This window comes from Polyangium sp. 15x6 (genome assembly GCF_029960785.1).
Classification (GTDB): domain Bacteria; phylum Myxococcota_A; class Polyangia; order Polyangiales; family Polyangiaceae; genus Polyangium.
In genome coordinates this window covers 170,566-187,813 of record NZ_JASBQE010000007.1, presented here as the reverse complement: position 1 = coordinate 187,813, position 17,248 = coordinate 170,566, and the positions used below count along the sequence as shown (strand labels likewise).

Genomic DNA, 17,248 nt, shown 5'->3' with positions numbered 1-17,248 from the left:
CCTGCGATGGAAGAAATTGGGCAAGGAGCGCCGCGCGAAGCATCCGTGGTGGTCGTCGGCGCGGGGCTCAGCGGCCTCGTGGCGGCCCGGCGGCTCGCGGCCGCGGGCGTCTCGGTCGTGGTGCTGGAGGCGCGGGATCGGGTCGGCGGCCGGACGCTCAGCCACACGACGGCCCGAGGCGACCGCGTGGACCTCGGCGCGCAATGGATCGGCCCCACGCAGGACCGGATGACGAAGCTCGTCGCCGAGCTCGGTTTGTCGACGTTCAAGCAATGGCGCGACGGCAAGAAGGTGCTGTCGCTCGGCGGGACGCTGACGACGTACAAGACGTCGATCCCGAGCCTGTCCTTGATCGGCGCCGTCGACCTCGGAATCACGATCCAGCGCATCGAGGCGCTCGTGAAGGAGGTCCCGATCGAGGATCCGCTCTCGGCCGCGAAGGCCTCGGAATGGGACGGGACCACGGTCGAGGCGTGGAAACGGAAAAACGTGAAGACCCGCGGCGCCAAAGCGATGCTCGACACGGCGGTGCGGGCCGTCTTCGCGGCGGAGCCGTCCGAGCTGTCCCTCCTATTTTTCTTGTATTATCTGCGTCAGGGCGGCGGGCTCATACGGCTGACGGAGATCGAGAATGGCGCGCAGGAGACGCGCCTCGCGGAGGGCTTTCAGGAGGTCTCGAAGCGAATCGCGCGCGGGCTCGGCGAGGAGCGGGTGGTCCTCGGCGCGCCGGTGCGGCGCATCGCGCAGGACGCGGCCGGCGTGACCGTGACCTCGGACGCGGGGACGTGGCGGTGCAAGCGGGTGATCGTGGCCGTGCCGCCCGCGCTCGCGGGGCGGATCGATTACGAGCCGGGCCTGCCCGCGTCGCGGGACCAGCTCACGCAGCGGTCGCCGATGGGCAGCGTGATCAAGTGCGTCGCGACATACGCGTCGCCATTCTGGCGGCAAGCCGGATATTCGGGAGAGGCGCTCTCCGACGTGGGGTCGGTGAAACTCGTGTTCGACGATTCTCCCGAGGACGGCTCGCACGGCGCGCTCGTCGGATTCTTCATGGGCAAGGACGCGCGCGCCATGAGCGGAAAAAGCCCCGAGGAGCGGAAAAAGGCCGCCGTCGATTCTTTGACGCGTTTCTTCGGCCCGAGCGCGGCCGCGCCGATCGATTACGTCGATCAGGACTGGCCCGCCGAGCGCTGGTCACGCGGTTGTTATTCGATGGTCCTCGGCCCGGGCGTGCTCACCGCGCACGCTTCGGCCTTGCGCGCGCCCGTGGGCCGCGTGCACTGGGCCGGGACGGAGACGGCGCGCGTGTGGACCGGTTACATGGAAGGCGCCGTCGAAGCCGGCGAGCGCGCCTCGGACGAGGTGCTCGCCGCCCTCGGCTGAGGCTCGGGACAAGGGCCGATTCAGCGCTTCCGCATGGGCTCGGGCTCGCGCGGCGTGCCATCCGGCGCCGACACGAAATAGAGGAGCCCGCGCCGCGGATCGTGAAGGCCCGCCGCCCGCTCGACGAACGGCGTGAGCGGCGAAACCACGACGAGCCGGAGCATGCGTCGCGCCTCCGCTTCGAGCAGCGCGTCGTCGAGCGTCTTGCGCGGGACGTCCGGGAGCGCTCCGCGCAGAATCGGTAAGGGCACGCCGGGTGCATTGCGATAGGCCGCGTACAGGCGGCCCATGGCCGCGAGGAGCGCGGAAATCACGTCCGGGTCGGGCGCCTTGCCGCGCGCAGCGAGCAATCGTTGCGCATAGAGAAGAACATCCCCGAGCTCCCGAATCTCCATTTTTCGGATGAGCTCGCTCACCTCGTCGAGGGGTGTCCGGAGCTTCCGGCTCCCGGGGCCCGAGCGCGGCTCCGCGGAGAGCGCCTGGACCACGCCCGAGGGCTCCGGCGGAATCGCGAAATAATCCGGCGCCATCGGGCGCATCACGGATCGAGGCCCGTACCGTTCGGACACGGGTTGCGCCGTCTCGACGGATCCCGCCGCCACCGTGCCCAGGCGTAACGTGCGGAGCGGCGAACGCATCTTCGTTCCTGCCTCGTTGTTCATCGGTCCTCTTCGTCAAGCTAGGAGCAATGGCCCGACGCCCATTCCTTCGATGCTCGGCCCGCCAAACCCGACCGCAGAAATGACGCAAAAAGTCGAGCTCGCCCGGGGGCCGTCCCAGGCGGACTTCGCACTACTGTCCAGCCTTCACCGAGGAGGTGGCGAGGGCGCGCGACCGCTCGTCGCGCCTCCGCTTGACGTGTTCACCTGCAAGGAAGGGCAGGAGCGCGAATCCACCCGGGGCCACGATCGCCACCACCCAGAGAACGATACGGAGCCAGGGCGCCATGAACGGGTGACCATTGCAGCGGTCGTGCCACGCAGGGTGTCGCCGTCGTGCACGACGCTACGCACCGGCTCAGGAAGAGCGCGCCGCCTCCTCGTCGTCCGCCGCGAGGGACCGCTCGACGGCGGCGCGCGCCTCGGCGCTGTCCGCGCGGGGCAGCCGGATCCTGAACCGCGCGCCCCCGAGCGACGAGGCCGTGGCCTCGATGGTGCCGCCGTGATCGACGACGATTTTCTTCACGATGGTGAGCCCGAGCCCCGTGCCGTCGCGCTTCGTCGTCACGTAAGGATCGAAGAGCACGTCGCGCACCTCGGCCGCGATGCCCGGGCCATCGTCGTCGACGTCGACGACGTAGGAGCCGCCCACGGTCCGCGCCGAGACCATGACCCGCCCCCAGGTCCCCTCGCTCTTGCCGGCGCGCTTGCGGGCGTCCCGGAGCGCCTGGGCCGCATTCTGCACGACGTTCGTGAGGACGCGATGAAGCATTTCGCGATCGAGGACCGCGGGCATCGCGCCCTCGGGCACGTCGAAGCGCAGATCGATCCGCGAGAGGAGCGCCTCTTCGTCCGAGCTCGTGCGGCCCTCCGTCCGGGCCGAGAAATGGTCCCGCTGCTCGCGCAAGAAGGCGCCGAGGTCGACCGATTCGAGCTCCGCCCGCGGCAGCCGCGCGAAGCTCGAGAACTCGCCGACGAGGCGGCGGAGCGTGCCCACCTCCTCCTCGACGACCTCCAGCGTGGTTTGCACGATGCGCCGATAGTCGGGATCGTCGCCGGCATACCGGCGATGGCACTCCTGCACGGCGAGCTGGATCGGCGTGAGCGGATTCTTGATTTCGTGCGCGAGGTGCCGGGCCATCTTCTGCCATTCGCTCATGCGGCGGAGGAACTCGACGCGGGCGCGGCTCTCGTCGAGCTCCTCGAGCATTCGATTGAACGCCCTGCCGAGGTCGCCGACCTCGTCGTCCCCGGTCACCGCGACCCGCACCGTCAAATCACCCGCCGCCACGGGACGCGTCGCCGCCGCGAGCTCGGCGATCCGCCGCGTCACCGGCCGCGCGACCACGATCCCCGCGAGGGCCGCGAGCAAGATCAAAAGCCCGAACAGGAGGCCGAACGCACGCGTGTACGTCCGGTCGACGTATTCCTCGCGATGATGTCGTTCGATCTGATGGTATGCCTGGACGAACTCCTGCGCGGACTCCATCTCGGCGAACCGCGCGTTTGGCGCGGCGAACGTGGCGACGAGGAAGGGGCCGTCGTCCTCGGAGGCCTCGCCGAGCGGCCTGCGCACGAGCAGCGTGCGCTCCACGGCGGGATCCACGGGGCGCTCGCGCTCGTGTTTGCCGAGGACCGCGCCCGACGCGTCCTCGATTTTCAGCGAGACGAGCGAGGGATGCGCGGAGAATTCCCGCGCGAGCTCGGCCGAGACCCGATCCCCCTCCCCGTCCTTCACCACGCGCGAGAGCTCGGGCCGCATCGCAATGGCGTCGGCCTCGTACCGCATGCCTTGCTTGATCGTCTTGGCGAGGTCGGCATACACGCCGAGCGCGCGGTCGAGGTGCGCGCCGAACTCCGGCTGAAACGCGGTCGCGCTGACGCGCGCGACCATGGCCCGCGCCATGAGCAGCGCGGCGACGAGCGGGATGACGGCGGTCACGAGCACCGCGAGGACGACGCGGCGCTCGATCTTCCGTCTCTTGATGAGGGGGGCGGGGCGAGGAGGGTGCGGGGGGCCGGACACGAGCGCGATGGTAGAGCGTGTCTGGGGATCCGTCGACAGGTCCTACCGTTTCCCTCCGGGAAGTCACCGATCCGAGCCGCAGGAGAGGGCGATGGAGGCGAGCGGTGCGTGCCCAGATGCGCGCGCCCCCATCGCCCTCTCCTGCGGGTCATTTCGTGAAGAAACCGCCCGAAGCCGAACACAGCGCCTTTTCGTTTACGAGGCCAGGAGGACCGTGTTCGGCTCGGGCAGGAGAGGCAGGCGTCGAGCCCTCGGTCGGACAGCACGCGCCCGCCGGAGGTCCGAATCTCACCCCTCAACGACGCAACATGATCGGGGAGGCGATTCGGATCGACGAACGCGAGACCGCGAGCGCCGTGACGAGGGAATGCCAAAGGCGAGCCCATCGAGTCGATCGTCGCATGGACCGCTCCTTTCTCTCGGAATGGACCAGCCCTCACCCCCATCGGCGGGCGGCCATCCGAGCCATGAGCCTACGGCATGACGTTGCAGACCCGCGTCCACCGGGTCCCCCCGTACAAATTCTCTTGACATCATCCCCGTAACCCGCGCTACCGTCCCCGCCATGGCCGCCCGCGCCCTCCCGTACCGCATTGGAATCTTCACGCTCCGTGGAGAGCTCGCCTATTCCCTCTCCCGTATGGTCGAGGAGCCGCTCGCCGCGGCTTATGTGCCGACGTTCCAGGCGCTCCGCGAGGAATGGAAGTCCGTGCTCCTCGAGGAAATCGATATCCTCGACGCGTTATCGAGGACGCAGGCCGGCGTCGACAAGGCCGACGACGGGCTCGATTCTTTTGCCGGCCGCGTCTCGCGCGCCGTCGACAACGAGACGGACGGCCATACCCGCAAGCAGCTCCGCGCCGCCCTCTTCAAAAACAAAGCGCTCGCGAAATTCCGGCGGCCCGTCCTCGGCGGTCAACTCGCGTCCATGAGCGATTGGCGCGATACGCTCGCGAAATGCGGCGTGCCCGCGCTCGTCGCCATGGCGCCCGAAGCAGAGGACCTCGTCGCCGCCGGCAAGGGCGCCGAGGAGCTGCGCAAAAAAGCGCTGTCGCGCAATCGCGATTTCCGCGACATCGGCACGCGCAAGCAATTCATCGACAAGGTCAATGCCGCCCGCAAAGAGGCCTACGGCGGGCTCGCGAAGCTGCCGTACCAGAACCCCACCCTCCCCCAGAACTTCGGCGACGGCTTTTTCTCCACCGAAGCCCCGCGCGAAGAGGAGGAGACCATCGACGAGGTGAAGACCTCGATCGAGGAGCTCACCGCCGAGCTCGCCGCACGAAAGGCCCTCCTCCAGAAGCTCGAAGAGGAAGCCGCGACCGAAGCCCGCGCCGCCGAGGAGCGCTTGGCCCAGGTGCAGGCGGCCGAGGAGCTCGAAGCCCAGGCCAAAGCCCTGCTCGAAAAGGCCGCCGCGCTCAAGGCAAGGGCCAAGACGTAGCGCGCCGATTGCCTGCGGCTCGAATCGCCCAAACGAGCGCCGCGGAAAAAGCCAGCCCCCGTACGGCCACCCAAACGACCTCGGGGTCCACGTCGACCCTCACCGGTCCCGCGTGTCCGCTTTCCAAGCCGCCCGCTCGTCCTCGGTCGCCGCCCGAAGCCAATGCCGTCACGGGACGCCGCCCCCTGTTCGGCCGCCCGACCGGTCCCGTGCTCCCTGCCCACCGACCGTCTCCGCCCGAAACAACCCTCGGCGAGGCGACGTCCGCGCCCTGTTTCCCGGAAACAACCCGGGGCCGCGTCAGCGACCCACCGTTGTTCCTTCCCCAGAGGGCCCGCGTGCAGCGGCCCACGGTCGTCCCGGCGGCAGACCCTCCCCGCGCCATCGCTCACCCGCTCGTCCCATGGCCGAACAACGCCCGTCCGCCGCGAACGGCGAATGTTCGGGCGTTCGTGATTCCGACAGCGCCCTACGCGGGGATGGTTTGGAGGGGAGAGCAGACGAAAGACGCCGCGCGGGCCGTGTGCACGGTCCGCGCGGCGTGGGGGGCGTCAGTTCGCGCCGTCCTCGATGGCGCGCTCGACCGCGGCGTGCACCGGAGAAACGTCGCTCGCGGGGTTCGGCACGTCGAAGCTCACCGGCGGCAACACGCCGCGCGGCAGCCACGTCTCCTGCTCGCTCCGGGAGGACTCGGGCTTGCGCGCCGGCAGGATGCGCCCATCCGGCTGGAACCGCTCGAGCTCCTCGGTCACGCGCCGGAGATACGACTGCTTGATGTGGAACGGCATGAACGCGCTCTTGAACCCCGAGACGAGGATCGTCTTGATGTCCTTCAGCGACATGCCCATCTTCGTGTGGCAGAGCCAGAGCTCGTTCGACACCGTCGTGTCCGTGACGAGCCGGTTGTCCGTGTTGACCGTCACGCGGAGGCCCAGGTTGTAATAGAGCTTCAGCGGATGCGACGCGAGGTCTCGCACCGCGCCGGTCTGCACGTTCGACGACGGGCAGGCTTCGAGCGGGATGCGGTGATCGTTCACGTAATGCAGGAGGTCGCCATTCTCGCGCAGGCGGCAGCCGTGGCCGATGCGATGCGCGCCGCAGACGTGGATCGCCTGCGCGATCGACTCGGGCCCGTACGCCTCGCCCGCGTGGATCGTGCAGTTGATGTTGTTGTCGCGGACGAGCTGGAAGGCGGCCTTGTGGTGCTTGGCGGGGTTGTCGTACTCGGCGCCGGCGAGGTCGAAGCCGACGACGCCGCGGTTCTTGTACGCCACCGCGAGCTCGGCCATCTCCAGCGAGGAGTGCGGCGAGATGTTGCGGATGCCGCACACGATGACCGCGCTCTCGATGCCGAGGTTGTCGTGCGCGGCGCGCAGGCCCGCGAGCACCGCCTCGACGACGCTCGTGAGCTTGAGCCCGAGCCGCGTGTGCAGCATCGGCGCGTAACGAACCTCCATGTAGCGGACGTTCTCGCGCGCCGCGTCCTCGGCGAGCTCGTAAGCGCAACGGAAGAGCGCGTCTTCGGTCTGCAGGACGCGCAGCGTGACGTCGAATGCCTTGAGGTACTCGACGAGCGAACCCGTGTTCTGGCCGAGCCGCATCGCGCGCCGGAGCTCGGCCGGGTCGTACGACGGCATCTCGACGCCGTGTTTCTTCGCGAGGTCGATGATCGTCTCGAGTCGCAGCGAGCCGTCGAGATGGACGTGAAGGTCCGTCTTCGGAAGCTGCTGGAAGAACTCGAGCGGCAGCGTACTTACGCTGCCCGACGCTGTATCTGTATCCATGGTGAAGTGTTACACGGACGGCGCTTCGAGGGGAGGCCGATCCGCCCTGCCAGCAAGGGTCACGCGGAGGGCGAGCGGTCCTTGCGCGGCGCGTCTCCGTCCAGGTCGCCCACCGGCGTCATCAGCGTGACGAGCACCGCGAGCAGGAACGCCACGCCGAGCACGACGAACATGCCCCAGAGCGGCAGCGACAAGCGCGGGCCCCCGAGCTCCTGCGTCATGGCCATCTCGACGCGGTCCGGGTTGAACCCGAGCACCACGCGCTTGCCGACGAACGTGAACGGCAAACCGCGGCCGCCGAGGTCCTCGAAGAGTTTTTTGTCGCGTTCCAGCTCGGCCCTCGTCTCCGGCGCGTTCATGCAGCTCGCGAGGCCCTCCGCGTCGAGGCCCGTCTTCTGCGCGAGGAGCTTCGGGATATTTTCGCGCGTGAGTGCTTCCGGCTCGGCCGCGTAGAGCTCGTCGGCGACGGTCTCGCGCTTCGGCAGGGGCGTGCAGAGGTAGGCGAGCGCCGCGGGCTCGGCGCCCGGGTGGCCCGAGAGCGGCATCATCTTGCGCACGAGCTTCACGCGGTCGCCGTACTTCTCGGCGACGCCGTGCAGCACGGGGTGCATGCGCCGGCAGAAGGGACACTCGAAGTCGGTGAAGCCGACGATCGTGACCTTGCCGGGCGTGCTCTCGGTCTGGATGGCCGCGGGCAGCGGCGGCTCGACGGGATAACGGCCCCAGACGAAGGGCACGAGCACCGCGAACATCGCGGCCGCGACCCAGGCCGTCGTGACGGACCTTCGTTGCGGTAGGAGGACACGGCCTTCGTCCTTCCACGCGCGGAGAGCGACCCACACCGAGGCCGAAGCCGCGACGATCGCGGAGAGGTCGACGGCGACGCACCACGCGCAGAACGCGCCGATCTCGGTCTTCTGCAGCCACAGGAGGAAGGCCGCGAAGAGGCCGCCCGGCACGGCGAGGGACGCGACGAGGACGTGCTGCGATTTGCGACGAGCGACGAGCGTCAGCCCGAAGAGGAGCGCGTAGGCGGCAAGTCCGAGGCTCGGCAGCGGGGCGAGGCCGAACAGGCGCGACCAGGGGGACATGCGCACCGCGAAGCAGCCCGACGTCACGCCGCAGAACGCGGGATCGCCCGCGTTCGTGTACTCGACGACGAGCGCGGACGACGCAGCGATCGCGACGAGCAGGGGCAAACGGAGCAAGAGGACGGGCAAGGTGCGCATCGGCTCATGTTTCGCACAAGCGCCGTCCTTTCGCAGCCGGCTTTGGTTCGGGACATGCTAGGAAACCGCCCAGCGCGTGCCCAAAAACGCGAATAGGAGGGGATGTCCGGCCTCCGGGCTCCACGATCCATGACGTCGATCGGCCGCGTAACCATCGCCGATGTGCTCGCCGAGCACAGTCGCCCCCTGCACATCCACGAGATCGCCAGTCGGCTCGGCCTCACGGAAGGCGCCTACGAGCCGCTGCGGCGCGTGCTCGACGACCTCTGCTGGGACGGAAGCGTGGTCGCCTTGCCAGGCCAGCGCTTCCGCCTCGCACGCGCCCGCGAGGAGCGGCGCACCAAGGAGTACGAGGGGTCGCTGAACGTGAACCCGCGCGGCTTCGGGTTCGTCGCGGTGCTCGATCTGCCCGACGACGTGTACGTGCCGTCCGAGGCGATGGCCGGCGCGCTGCACGGCGACACGGTGGCGATCCGCGTGGTGACGACGTCACGCCGGGGCATCGAGGGCGAGGTGGTGCGCGTCGTGAAACGCAAGACGACGCGCGTCGCGGGCGTCTTGCGCAAGCGCGGGCGCAGCGTGTGGATCGAGCCGGACGACTCGCGTCTGCGTGGCCCGATCGTCCTGAAATCCGAGCCGCGCACGAAGCTCGAAGACGGGCTCGCCGCCGTCGCCACGATCACGCGTTTCCCGGAGCTGCCCGACGAGAACCCCGAGGGCGTGCTCGAAGCCGTGCTCGGCGTGCCCGGCGATCCGAACGTCGAGGTCGCCAAGGTGCTCGTGCGCGAGGCGATCGAGGAGGCGCACCCCGCGGAGGCGATCGCGGAAGCGGAAGCGTACGGCGACGAGGTGCCGCACGAGGCGCTCGCCGGCCGCGAGGATCTGACGCACCTGCCGCTGCCGACGATCGACCCGGAAGACGCGCGAGATCACGACGACGCGGTCTGGGCCGTGCGGAACGAGGACGGCTCGTACCGGACGTGGATCGCGATCGCCGACGTGTCGCACTACGTGCGGCCCGGGACCGCGCTCGACGAGAGCGCGATGACGCGCGGCAACTCGATCTATCTGCCGGATCGAGCGATCCCGATGCTGCCGCGCGCGCTGTCCTCGAACCTGTGCTCGCTCCTGCCGAACGTCACGCGCCTGTGCTTGTGCGTGGAGGTCGACCTCGACCCGACCGGGACCGTGACGCACGCGCGTATCTTCGAGGGCTTCATGCGCTCGCGCGCGGCCCTGACGTACCCGTCCGTGGCGCGCGCGCTCGGGCTGGCCAAGCACGCGGTGGCGAACCCCGACGCGGAGGCGATGCGCGAGGACCTCGCGGTGCTGTGGGAGCTCTCGCGGCTGCTCCGCGCGCGACGCATGCGCCGCGGCGCGCTCGATTTCGATCTGCCCGAGGCGAAGGTCGTGCTCGATGTGGAGACGGGCGCGCCGCTCGACGTGGAGAAGCGCGCCCACGATCCGGGCGTGAAGAAGGCGTACGAGCTCATCGAGGAGCTGATGCTGCTCGCGAACGAGACGGTCGCGCGCGAGCTCGTGACGCGAAACGTGCCCGGGATCTTCCGCGTGCACGCGCCGCCGAACCCCGAGCGCCTCGAGCGCTTCATCACGATGTGCGAGACGCTCGACGTGGGCTTCGAGCTCGAGGACGCCTCGGATCCGAAGAAGCTCTCGACGTTCCTGAAGCGCATCGCGAGCCACCCGCAGAAGCAGGTGCTGCATTCGCTCCTGCTCCGCGCGATGAAGCAGGCCGTCTACGACGTGAACAACGGCGGGCACTTCGGCCTCGCGTCGACGGCGTACCTGCACTTCACCTCGCCGATCCGCCGCTACCCGGACCTCGTCGTGCACCGCATGATGCGCGCGCTGCTCCAGAGAGAGCGCATCGACACGAGCCCCGAGGCCGAGGAAAAACTGCGCCTCGCCGCGTCGACCGCGTCCGACTGCGAGCGGCGCGGGATGGACATCGAGCGTGAGGTCGTCGACCTCTACCGCGCGCTCTTCATGCGCTCGCACATCGGCGAGATCTACGAAGGCACGGTGACGGCCGTCGTGGGCACGGGCCTGTTCGTCGCGATCGACAACCCGTTCGTGGACGTGCTCGTGCGCCTCGACGCCCTCGGCCCCGACGGCTACGAGGTCGACGAGACGGGTCTCTACGTGACGGGCACGCGCAGCGGCGAGCAGATCAAGCTCGGCGATACGATGCTCGTGCAGATCGAGGATGTCGCCGTGCTGCGCCGCTCGATCTATGGCAGGCGCGTGAACGCGGTGGACGAGGAGGGCGTGTCCGAGGCGAGGCCCCGCAAGATCCGCCGCACGGCGTCGACGAACGGCCCGGAAAAACGCGCCCGTGGCAAGGTGACGAAGGCCGAGGCGAAAGGTCGACTCACGCGCGGCGGCACGAACGGGCCGAAGAAGGCGAAGACGAAGACGAAAAAAGTCGTGAAGACGAAGAAGACGCGGCACTAGCCGGCGCGGGTATCCTCGCTCGACGCGCGATAAAGCGGCGAGAGGCCCCCGCGCTCCGCGTACGGCTGCAGGTAGCGGAGCGACATCTGCGCGCTCGGCAGGAAGCGGTGATAACGCTTCTCCGGGATCACGAGCGCATCGCCCGGACCGACCCAGATCCGCACCCAGCGCTCGTCCGCCGCGCGGACGTCGTAGACGCCTTCGCCTTCGAGGAAGAGCCGCACCTCGGCGATGAGGTGGAGATGCTCGTCGATCTCGCGCGCAATGGTCGCCTCGTCGCGCGGGTTCGCCACGCTGAGCCGGATGTCATCCTGCTTGGTGAAACCACGCTCGGCGCAGATGCGATCGACGAGCGGCTGCATCGACCCTGGATCGAAGGCCTCTGCGAGGATCCCCTCGGCCCGCAGCTCCTCGGGGCTGCATACGCGCTCGCTCGGGCTCATCCACACCGCTCGCATCCAAACCTCCGTCCGGCCGCTCGATTTCATCGGGCCCGGACGGAGACGCGGCGTCAAGCGCCTAACGCCTGATCAACCAGAAGAACCCGACGACGCTCAGCACGAGGACGAAGGCGGCAAAGACGAGCACCACACCGTCGGTGAGGCTCCAGCCAGACTCGGGCGCCGGCGTGGCAGCTCCCTGTGGCCGAAGCGGGCGCGAGGCGTCCTCCGGGGAAGGCGTGGGCTCGGGCGCGGCAGCCGCGGAAGGCGTCTCGTCCTCCGCGACGGGCGGCGGCGGCGCGTCCTCGGGGCGCATCGGCTCGTCCGCGCACCGCGACAGCTCCGCGAGCGCCTCGGCCGCGAGATACACGAACACGACGACGTTGCGGCCCATCGCGAGGGTTTGTCCGCTACGCCAAGCGACGTCCGTCGCGCCGAGCGGTGAGCCTTCGAGCAGCGCCGCCTTCGAGCCGAGGTCCCGCACGAGCAGGTGTTCGCCCTTGAGGCCCACCTCGACGTGCCGGAACGCGGTCTCCGGATCGTCGAGCGGGAGGTCGACCTCGCGCGCGCGGCCGAGCACGTAGCGCCTGCCCGCGTCCGTGAGCGCGAGCGACTTGCCTTCGTCGGGCCCCGAGACGACGACGAGCCTCGGGCCCGCGTCCTCGCCCTGCGCGGCGAGCCCACGCGTGACGAGATCGAGCGCCAAGGCCTTCGTCGTCGCGGGCGTCGCGCGCGCGGTCGCGAGCGGATCGATCTTCACTTCGAGCCACACGCGGCCGAGGCGAAAGAGCTCTCCGGATCGGAGGACGCGGGGCGATTGCGGCGGCAGGAGCACGGAGCCGAGGGCCGTGCCGTTCGTGCTGCCTTCGTCGACGATGACGTACTCGTGGCCGCGTTGCCGGATCGAGGCGTGACGGAGGCTGACGCTGGGGTCGGGGAGGCGGAGGTCTGCGCCCTCGCCGCGGCCGATGAACACGCGCGGCATGTCGAAGGTGAGCGAGAGTTCCTCGCTCGTTTCCCCCGTCCGCACCGTGATCGTGACTGCCATGAAACCTCGGGCGAACGCGCGGCAGGAGGGTCTGCCGCGCGTGCCGCTAGGCGCCGATGCTCCGGCGCACGCGCTCCACGGCGTTGCCGAGCTGGCGCATCGTCTGCTCCTGAATGCGCGCCGCCTCCTCGATCTTCTTGGAGGCGTCGAGGAGCTGCTCGAAGCCGCGGTTCTGGTTGCGCTGCGAGGCGTTCAGGTTGTTGACCATCGCGGAGATCTGCTCGATCGAGCTCGTCATCTGACGACCGCCGCGGGCCTGCTCCTGGCTCGAGCGCTCCACGTGCTGTGTGATCGTGCGCATCTTCTCGGCGCTCTTCATGATGAGCTCCGAGCCGCGCGCCTGCTCGGCCGTGGCCGCGGCGATCTGCTGCACGGTCTCGGCGATGCGGCCGATCGCGTCGGTGACCTGCTTCGAGCCCTTGGCCTGCTCGACCGTGGCGCGCGCGATCGCGCGCACCATGTTCGTGCTCTTCTGCGAGCTGTCGAGGATCTTCTTCAGCGCGCGCTCGGCCTCGTTCGAGACCTCCACGCCGCGGTCGACGTTGTGCGCGCCGCGCTCGACGGCGGCGATCGCGTTCTTCGACTCGGCCTGGATCGTCTTGATGAGGTCCGCGATCTCCTTGGTGCTGCCGCCCGCGCGATCGGCGAGCTCTTTGATCTCGTCGGCGACGACGGCGAAACCCTTGCCGTGCTCGCCGGCCTGCGCCGAGAGGATGGCGGCGTTCAGCGCGAGCAGGTTCGTCTGCTCGGCGACGTCGTCGATGACGGCGAGGATCTGGCCGATCGCCTCGATGCGGAAGCCGAGGTTCGAGATGACGCTCACGGCCTCCTGGCTCGACTCCTTGATGCGGTAGATCTCGCTGATCGTCTTCAGGATCGCCTCGGCGCCCTTCTCGGCGTCCATGGCGACCTCCTCGGACAGACGCGCCGTCTCGTTCGCGTTCGACTGAACCTGGTCGATGGACACGTCCATCTGGTTCATCGAGGAGCTCGTCTCTTCCGCCGTCAGCGACAGGCCGTCGACGTTCTTCGCGACCTCGCGGATCGAGTAGGCCATCTCCTCGATCGAGGAGACCGTCTCGCGCACGCTCGCCGCGAGCTCACCGACGTTCTCGGCGACCTCGTCGCTCGTCGCCGTCATCTCGAGGATGCTCGACGAGGATTCCTCCGCGCTCGTCGCGAGCATCTCGATCGACTGCGAGAAGGTCGACAGCGAGGCGTTGATGTCGCGCGCGTGCGCCGTCGCCTGCTCGGCCGAGGAGAGGACGGTGCCGAGGCCGTCGCCGAGCCGCGGCAGGTACTCGTCGATGACGCCGAGGGCCTCGCCGAGCTCCGCGCGCCGCTTCTGCTCGCGCTGCTCCGAGCCCGCGAGGCGCTCGCCGATCGACGCGAGCTCCATGTAGATCCGCGCGACCTCGGGCTTCGCGCCCACGGGCGCGCGGACACGCTCGCCCTCGCCGGCGCGCTGCACGGCGTTGACGATCTCGCCCTCGAGGATCTGCATCGCCTCGGCGAGCTCGGCGCGGCGCTTCTGCTCGCGCTGCTCGGCCTGGGTGAGGCGGTCGCCGATCGACGCGAGCTCCATGAAGATGCGGGCCACCTCCGGCTTCGCGCCGGGCGGGGGACGAACACGCTCGCCCTCGGCGACGCGCTGGACCGCGTCGATGACGTCGGCCTCGACGTTCGCCAGCGTCTCGGTGAGCTCGCTGCGGCGCTGGACCTCGCGCTGCTCGGCGGTCTGCACGCGCTGCTCGGCGGCGGCGAGCCCTTGCTCCGCGGCGATCGCGCGCGACTCGGCGCCCGAGATCCGCGCCTCGAGCGACTGGAGCCGCTGCTCGGCGCTGCCGGCGCGTTGCTCCGCGGCGTTCGCGCGCTCCTCGGCGAACTGGACCTTCTTGTCCGCATCCTTCGTCGCGTCGCGGACCACCTCGGCGACGCCCGAGAGCTCCGCGTAGATGCGCGCCATGTCGGGCTTCGCGCCGGCCGGAGCGCGCACGCGCTCGCCGGACGCGGCGCGACCGAGGGCTTCGATCACCTCGTCGACGTTCACGCTGCTCGTGCCTGCGTTCTGCTCGAGCTTCGCGACCTCTTCGTTGAGCTCCGCGGTCTTCTTCGAGAGACGCTGGATCTCCTCGTAGACGTCCGCGAGCTCTCCGGTCACGCCTTCGGGCAGCGCCGGCTTCTTGCCGCGGGCTGCGGCTTTCAGCGCGTCGACGAGCCCGCCGAGCTTGACGTTCGCGCCCTGGGACGCGCTGGCGACGAACATCGCGACCGCGGCGCAGAGGCCTATCAGGTAGAAGAGCTCGGACGTGAAGTCCTTGAGGAAGGACTTGGTTCCGATGCCGAAGAGGACGGCGGCGACGAGGACGACGGCGGGGGGGCCGAGCTGCCTTGAGTTCATGGTCTGACGCGGCGTGCGGGTGGCGCGGGTCGGACGACGCTCCGGCCGAGGGGCAGGCGCGAGCCGACACGCGAACGCTCGCCGAGGTTAAGAGCGCCGGGGCCTCGGGTGCAAGGAGAGGGATCATTTCCTCGCGATCGAGGCCTAGGACCCGCCCCGTCCCCCGGCCCCCTCGCCGCCCGTCCGCCGAGAATCCCCCTCCCCCTCACGGTTTTTCGCCGGCGTGCTGTAGTCCGGCGACGTCCCGAAGGGCTTGTCGTATCCGCGACGATGCGGAGGTCTGCGTGTCGGGGCACTGTCGTTCGAGCCGATGAACGTGCCGCAACCCACAAGCATCCCGGAAAGAAGCAGCAAGCCGATGAATCTCCTCATGGAAGAGCCCTCCATGCGCTGGTGTTCGGAACCTCGAACTCCGTGAACGTCGGCGAGCCGGGGCACCCTACGGCGTGGGTGGAGAATTTTTCGGCCGCGCGAAGGCGCTCCCGCGAGGGACGTTGCGGCGCGAGGGCGCCCGTGCGCCTATGATGCGGGCCCTTTCAACGCCTCGTCGCCCGTGACCCTCGCTGCCCGGCTGCTCCTCGCCTTCGGCCTCGTCGCCATCTTCGCCGCGGCGCTCGTGGGTCTGTCGCTGCGCGACGCCTCGCGTCAGATCATCGAGAGCGATTTCGAGGACCGGATCGAGGCCGCCGCGCTGGGCGTTCGTCGCGAGCTCGCGCGGGAGGCGCGCGCGCTCGAAGGCTTGCTCGGGCCGCTCTGCGCGCACGATACGTTCGTGGACAAAGCGCACCTCTTGCTCGAACGCGCGCGCGGGGACGCGTCCGCGCTCGAGTCGGATGCGCGCATCTCGATGCGGCATTTCGTTCCGGATCAAGCGCGCGCGCTCGGGCTCGACGACCTCGTGCTCGTCACGGACAAGGGCCTGATCCTGGCCGCCTCGGACGTCTCGCTGACGGGCACGAAGGCCCCCGAGCTCGCGAAGCTCCTGCGATCGCCGGCGGGCGGCGCGCCGCGGCTCCGGCCCGATCCGAAGGGCGGTGAGGCCTCGCTCGAAGTGCACTGCGCGCGCTCGGGCGGCGGCGTCGAGGTCGGGCTCGTCGGCGCGCGCCGCGTCGGCAAGATCCTCGAGCGCATCGGCGCCTCGCACGGCGTCGAGCTGCGCGTCGAAGGGCCGGATCGCGCGAAGATGGCGGGCGATGCCGTCGTCCGTCCGATCGACGTCGCCGAGGTCCCGGGCCTGCGCGTCGTGGCAATCGCCGCGCGCGAAAAACTCCACGGCGCGCTCGCGAAGCTCGATCGCGCGATGCTCTTCGCCGGCTCCGTCGCGCTCGTCCTCGGCCTCGCGATCGCGTTCGTCCTCGCGCGAAGCCTCTCGCGCCCGCTCGTCGAGCTCGCCCGCGAGACGCGCGAGGTCGTGGCCGGCGCGCCGCGCACGGTGAAGGGGCGCGGGGGCCGCGAGCTCTCGGACCTCGCCGACGCCTGGAACCGCACGATCGCCGAGCTCGCGGCGATCCGCAGGCGCCTCGCCGCGACGGAGCGCATCGCCGCGCAACGCGAGGTCGCGCGGCAAATCGCGCACGAGATCAAGAACCCGCTCGCCCCGATCCGCGCCGCCGTCGAGACGCTCCGCAGGCTCCGCGCTCGTGAAGATCCCGCCTTCGACGAGTACTTCGAGGAGGCGACGGTCACGGTCCTGCAAGAGGTCCACCGGATCGCGAACATCGTCACCGAGTTCACCCGCTTCGCGCGTCTGCCCCCGCCGAACCCCGCGCCGATCGATCTCGTCTCCGTGGCGAAGGGCGTGGTCACGCTGCACGCCTCGGCGGGCGAAGGCGTCGAGCGCACGGGGACGCGGCGGGTCGACCTTTCGTCCGAGCCGATCCCGCAGGTGATGGCCGATCGGGATCAGATGGTGCAGGTCTTGACCAACCTGATCCAGAACGGCCTCGACGCGGCGAGCGCCGTGCGTCCCGATCCGCGTGTGCTCGTGACGATCGGGCCGCAACCGGACAACAAGGTCCGCATCGTCGTGCGCGACAACGGCCCGGGCGTACCTGCGGAGATGGTGCCGCGGCTCTTCGAGGCGTACGCGACGACGAAGGAGAAGGGGACCGGCCTCGGCCTCGCGATCGTCCAGCGCATCGTGTTCGAGCACGGCGGAGAAATCACGTACCGCGAGGCGAAGAAGGGCGGCGCGGTCTTCGAGGTGTGGCTCCCGGTGTCCGGCCCTCCGCTGCTCGACAAACCGCCGGCCGTCGAGACCACGCTTCGCGGCCCCGACAAGAGCGCGTAGCCCCTCCGAGTCATTCCCCTCGAGGTCCGAAAAGCGGGCCTTCGGCGCTGGCCTGCATCGATCGGCTCTGGC

The 17,248-nt window shown here is 69.6% G+C and carries 12 protein-coding genes; 4 read left to right on the top strand and 8 right to left on the bottom strand.

Annotated elements, in window-relative coordinates:
- Positions 1–6 precede the first annotated feature (6 nt).
- Entirely contained in the window at positions 7–1,383 is a 1,377-nt protein-coding gene (locus QHF83_RS08265; protein ID WP_282417212.1) for a flavin monoamine oxidase family protein, read from the top strand.
- A gap of 20 nt (positions 1,384–1,403) precedes the next feature.
- Here the strand turns inward: QHF83_RS08265 and QHF83_RS08260 are convergent, their stop codons facing one another.
- From QHF83_RS08260 to QHF83_RS08250, 3 genes are all read right to left on the bottom strand, one after another.
- Positions 1,404–2,045 carry a hypothetical protein gene (locus QHF83_RS08260; RefSeq protein WP_282417211.1) on the bottom strand — a complete coding sequence of 214 codons (642 nt, stop codon included), beginning with the start codon at positions 2,043–2,045 and terminating at the stop codon, positions 1,404–1,406.
- Between the two features lie 130 nt (positions 2,046–2,175).
- Positions 2,176–2,331, bottom strand: a complete 156-nt coding sequence (locus QHF83_RS08255; RefSeq protein WP_282417210.1) for a hypothetical protein — start codon at positions 2,329–2,331, stop codon at positions 2,176–2,178.
- A gap of 69 nt (positions 2,332–2,400) precedes the next feature.
- Positions 2,401–4,068 (bottom strand): ATP-binding protein, encoded by a 1,668-nt coding sequence (locus QHF83_RS08250; protein ID WP_282417209.1) that lies wholly within the window; start codon positions 4,066–4,068, stop codon positions 2,401–2,403.
- 565 nt (positions 4,069–4,633) lie between these two features.
- Between QHF83_RS08250 and QHF83_RS08245 the strand changes: the two genes are divergently transcribed.
- Complete coding sequence (locus tag QHF83_RS08245) at positions 4,634–5,509, top strand: hypothetical protein (protein WP_282417208.1); 876 nt, start codon at positions 4,634–4,636, stop codon at positions 5,507–5,509.
- 551 nt (positions 5,510–6,060) lie between these two features.
- On the opposite strand, the gene add is transcribed toward QHF83_RS08245, so the two are convergent.
- Positions 6,061–7,293 (bottom strand): adenosine deaminase, encoded by a 1,233-nt coding sequence (gene add, locus QHF83_RS08240; protein ID WP_282417207.1) that lies wholly within the window; start codon positions 7,291–7,293, stop codon positions 6,061–6,063.
- 59 nt (positions 7,294–7,352) lie between these two features.
- Complete coding sequence (locus tag QHF83_RS08235) at positions 7,353–8,522, bottom strand: vitamin K epoxide reductase family protein (RefSeq protein ID WP_282417206.1); 1,170 nt, start codon at positions 8,520–8,522, stop codon at positions 7,353–7,355.
- Between the two features lie 129 nt (positions 8,523–8,651).
- Between QHF83_RS08235 and rnr the strand changes: the two genes are divergently transcribed.
- Positions 8,652–10,997, top strand: coding sequence for a ribonuclease R (gene rnr / locus QHF83_RS08230; protein WP_282417205.1), 2,346 nt, complete (start codon positions 8,652–8,654; stop codon positions 10,995–10,997).
- On the opposite strand, the gene QHF83_RS08225 is transcribed toward rnr, so the two are convergent.
- The 3 genes from QHF83_RS08225 to QHF83_RS08215 form a co-directional block, all read right to left on the bottom strand.
- The gene (locus QHF83_RS08225) at positions 10,994–11,455 is read right to left on the bottom strand and encodes a hypothetical protein (RefSeq protein WP_282417204.1); all 462 of its coding nucleotides are present in this window, start codon (positions 11,453–11,455) and stop codon (positions 10,994–10,996) included. The two genes, rnr and QHF83_RS08225, sit on opposite strands and share 4 nt — an antisense overlap.
- A gap of 61 nt (positions 11,456–11,516) precedes the next feature.
- Positions 11,517–12,485, bottom strand: coding sequence for an FHA domain-containing protein (locus QHF83_RS08220; protein ID WP_282417203.1), 969 nt, complete (start codon positions 12,483–12,485; stop codon positions 11,517–11,519).
- A 46-nt stretch (positions 12,486–12,531) separates the two neighbouring features.
- Complete coding sequence (locus tag QHF83_RS08215) at positions 12,532–14,886, bottom strand: methyl-accepting chemotaxis protein (protein WP_282417202.1); 2,355 nt, start codon at positions 14,884–14,886, stop codon at positions 12,532–12,534.
- A 553-nt stretch (positions 14,887–15,439) separates the two neighbouring features.
- Here QHF83_RS08215 and QHF83_RS08210 point away from each other — a divergent pair.
- Entirely contained in the window at positions 15,440–17,176 is a 1,737-nt protein-coding gene (locus QHF83_RS08210; protein WP_282417201.1) for an ATP-binding protein, read from the top strand.
- Positions 17,177–17,248 lie beyond the last annotated feature (72 nt).

Bases quoted from the DNA above. Each gene is read 5' to 3' on its own strand.
- QHF83_RS08265 (WP_282417212.1), top strand. From the start codon at position 7: ATGGAAGAAATTGGGCAAGGAGCGCCGCGCGAAGCATCCGTGGTGGTC.
- QHF83_RS08260 (WP_282417211.1), bottom strand. From the start codon at position 2,045: ATGAACAACGAGGCAGGAACGAAGATGCGTTCGCCGCTCCGCACGTTA.
- QHF83_RS08255 (WP_282417210.1), bottom strand. From the start codon at position 2,331: ATGGCGCCCTGGCTCCGTATCGTTCTCTGGGTGGTGGCGATCGTGGCC.
- QHF83_RS08245 (WP_282417208.1), top strand. From the start codon at position 4,634: ATGGCCGCCCGCGCCCTCCCGTACCGCATTGGAATCTTCACGCTCCGT.
- add (WP_282417207.1), bottom strand. From the start codon at position 7,293: ATGGATACAGATACAGCGTCGGGCAGCGTAAGTACGCTGCCGCTCGAG.
- QHF83_RS08235 (WP_282417206.1), bottom strand. From the start codon at position 8,522: ATGCGCACCTTGCCCGTCCTCTTGCTCCGTTTGCCCCTGCTCGTCGCG.
- rnr (WP_282417205.1), top strand. From the start codon at position 8,652: ATGACGTCGATCGGCCGCGTAACCATCGCCGATGTGCTCGCCGAGCAC.
- QHF83_RS08225 (WP_282417204.1), bottom strand. From the start codon at position 11,455: ATGCGAGCGGTGTGGATGAGCCCGAGCGAGCGCGTATGCAGCCCCGAG.
- QHF83_RS08220 (WP_282417203.1), bottom strand. From the start codon at position 12,485: ATGGCAGTCACGATCACGGTGCGGACGGGGGAAACGAGCGAGGAACTC.
- QHF83_RS08215 (WP_282417202.1), bottom strand. From the start codon at position 14,886: ATGAACTCAAGGCAGCTCGGCCCCCCCGCCGTCGTCCTCGTCGCCGCC.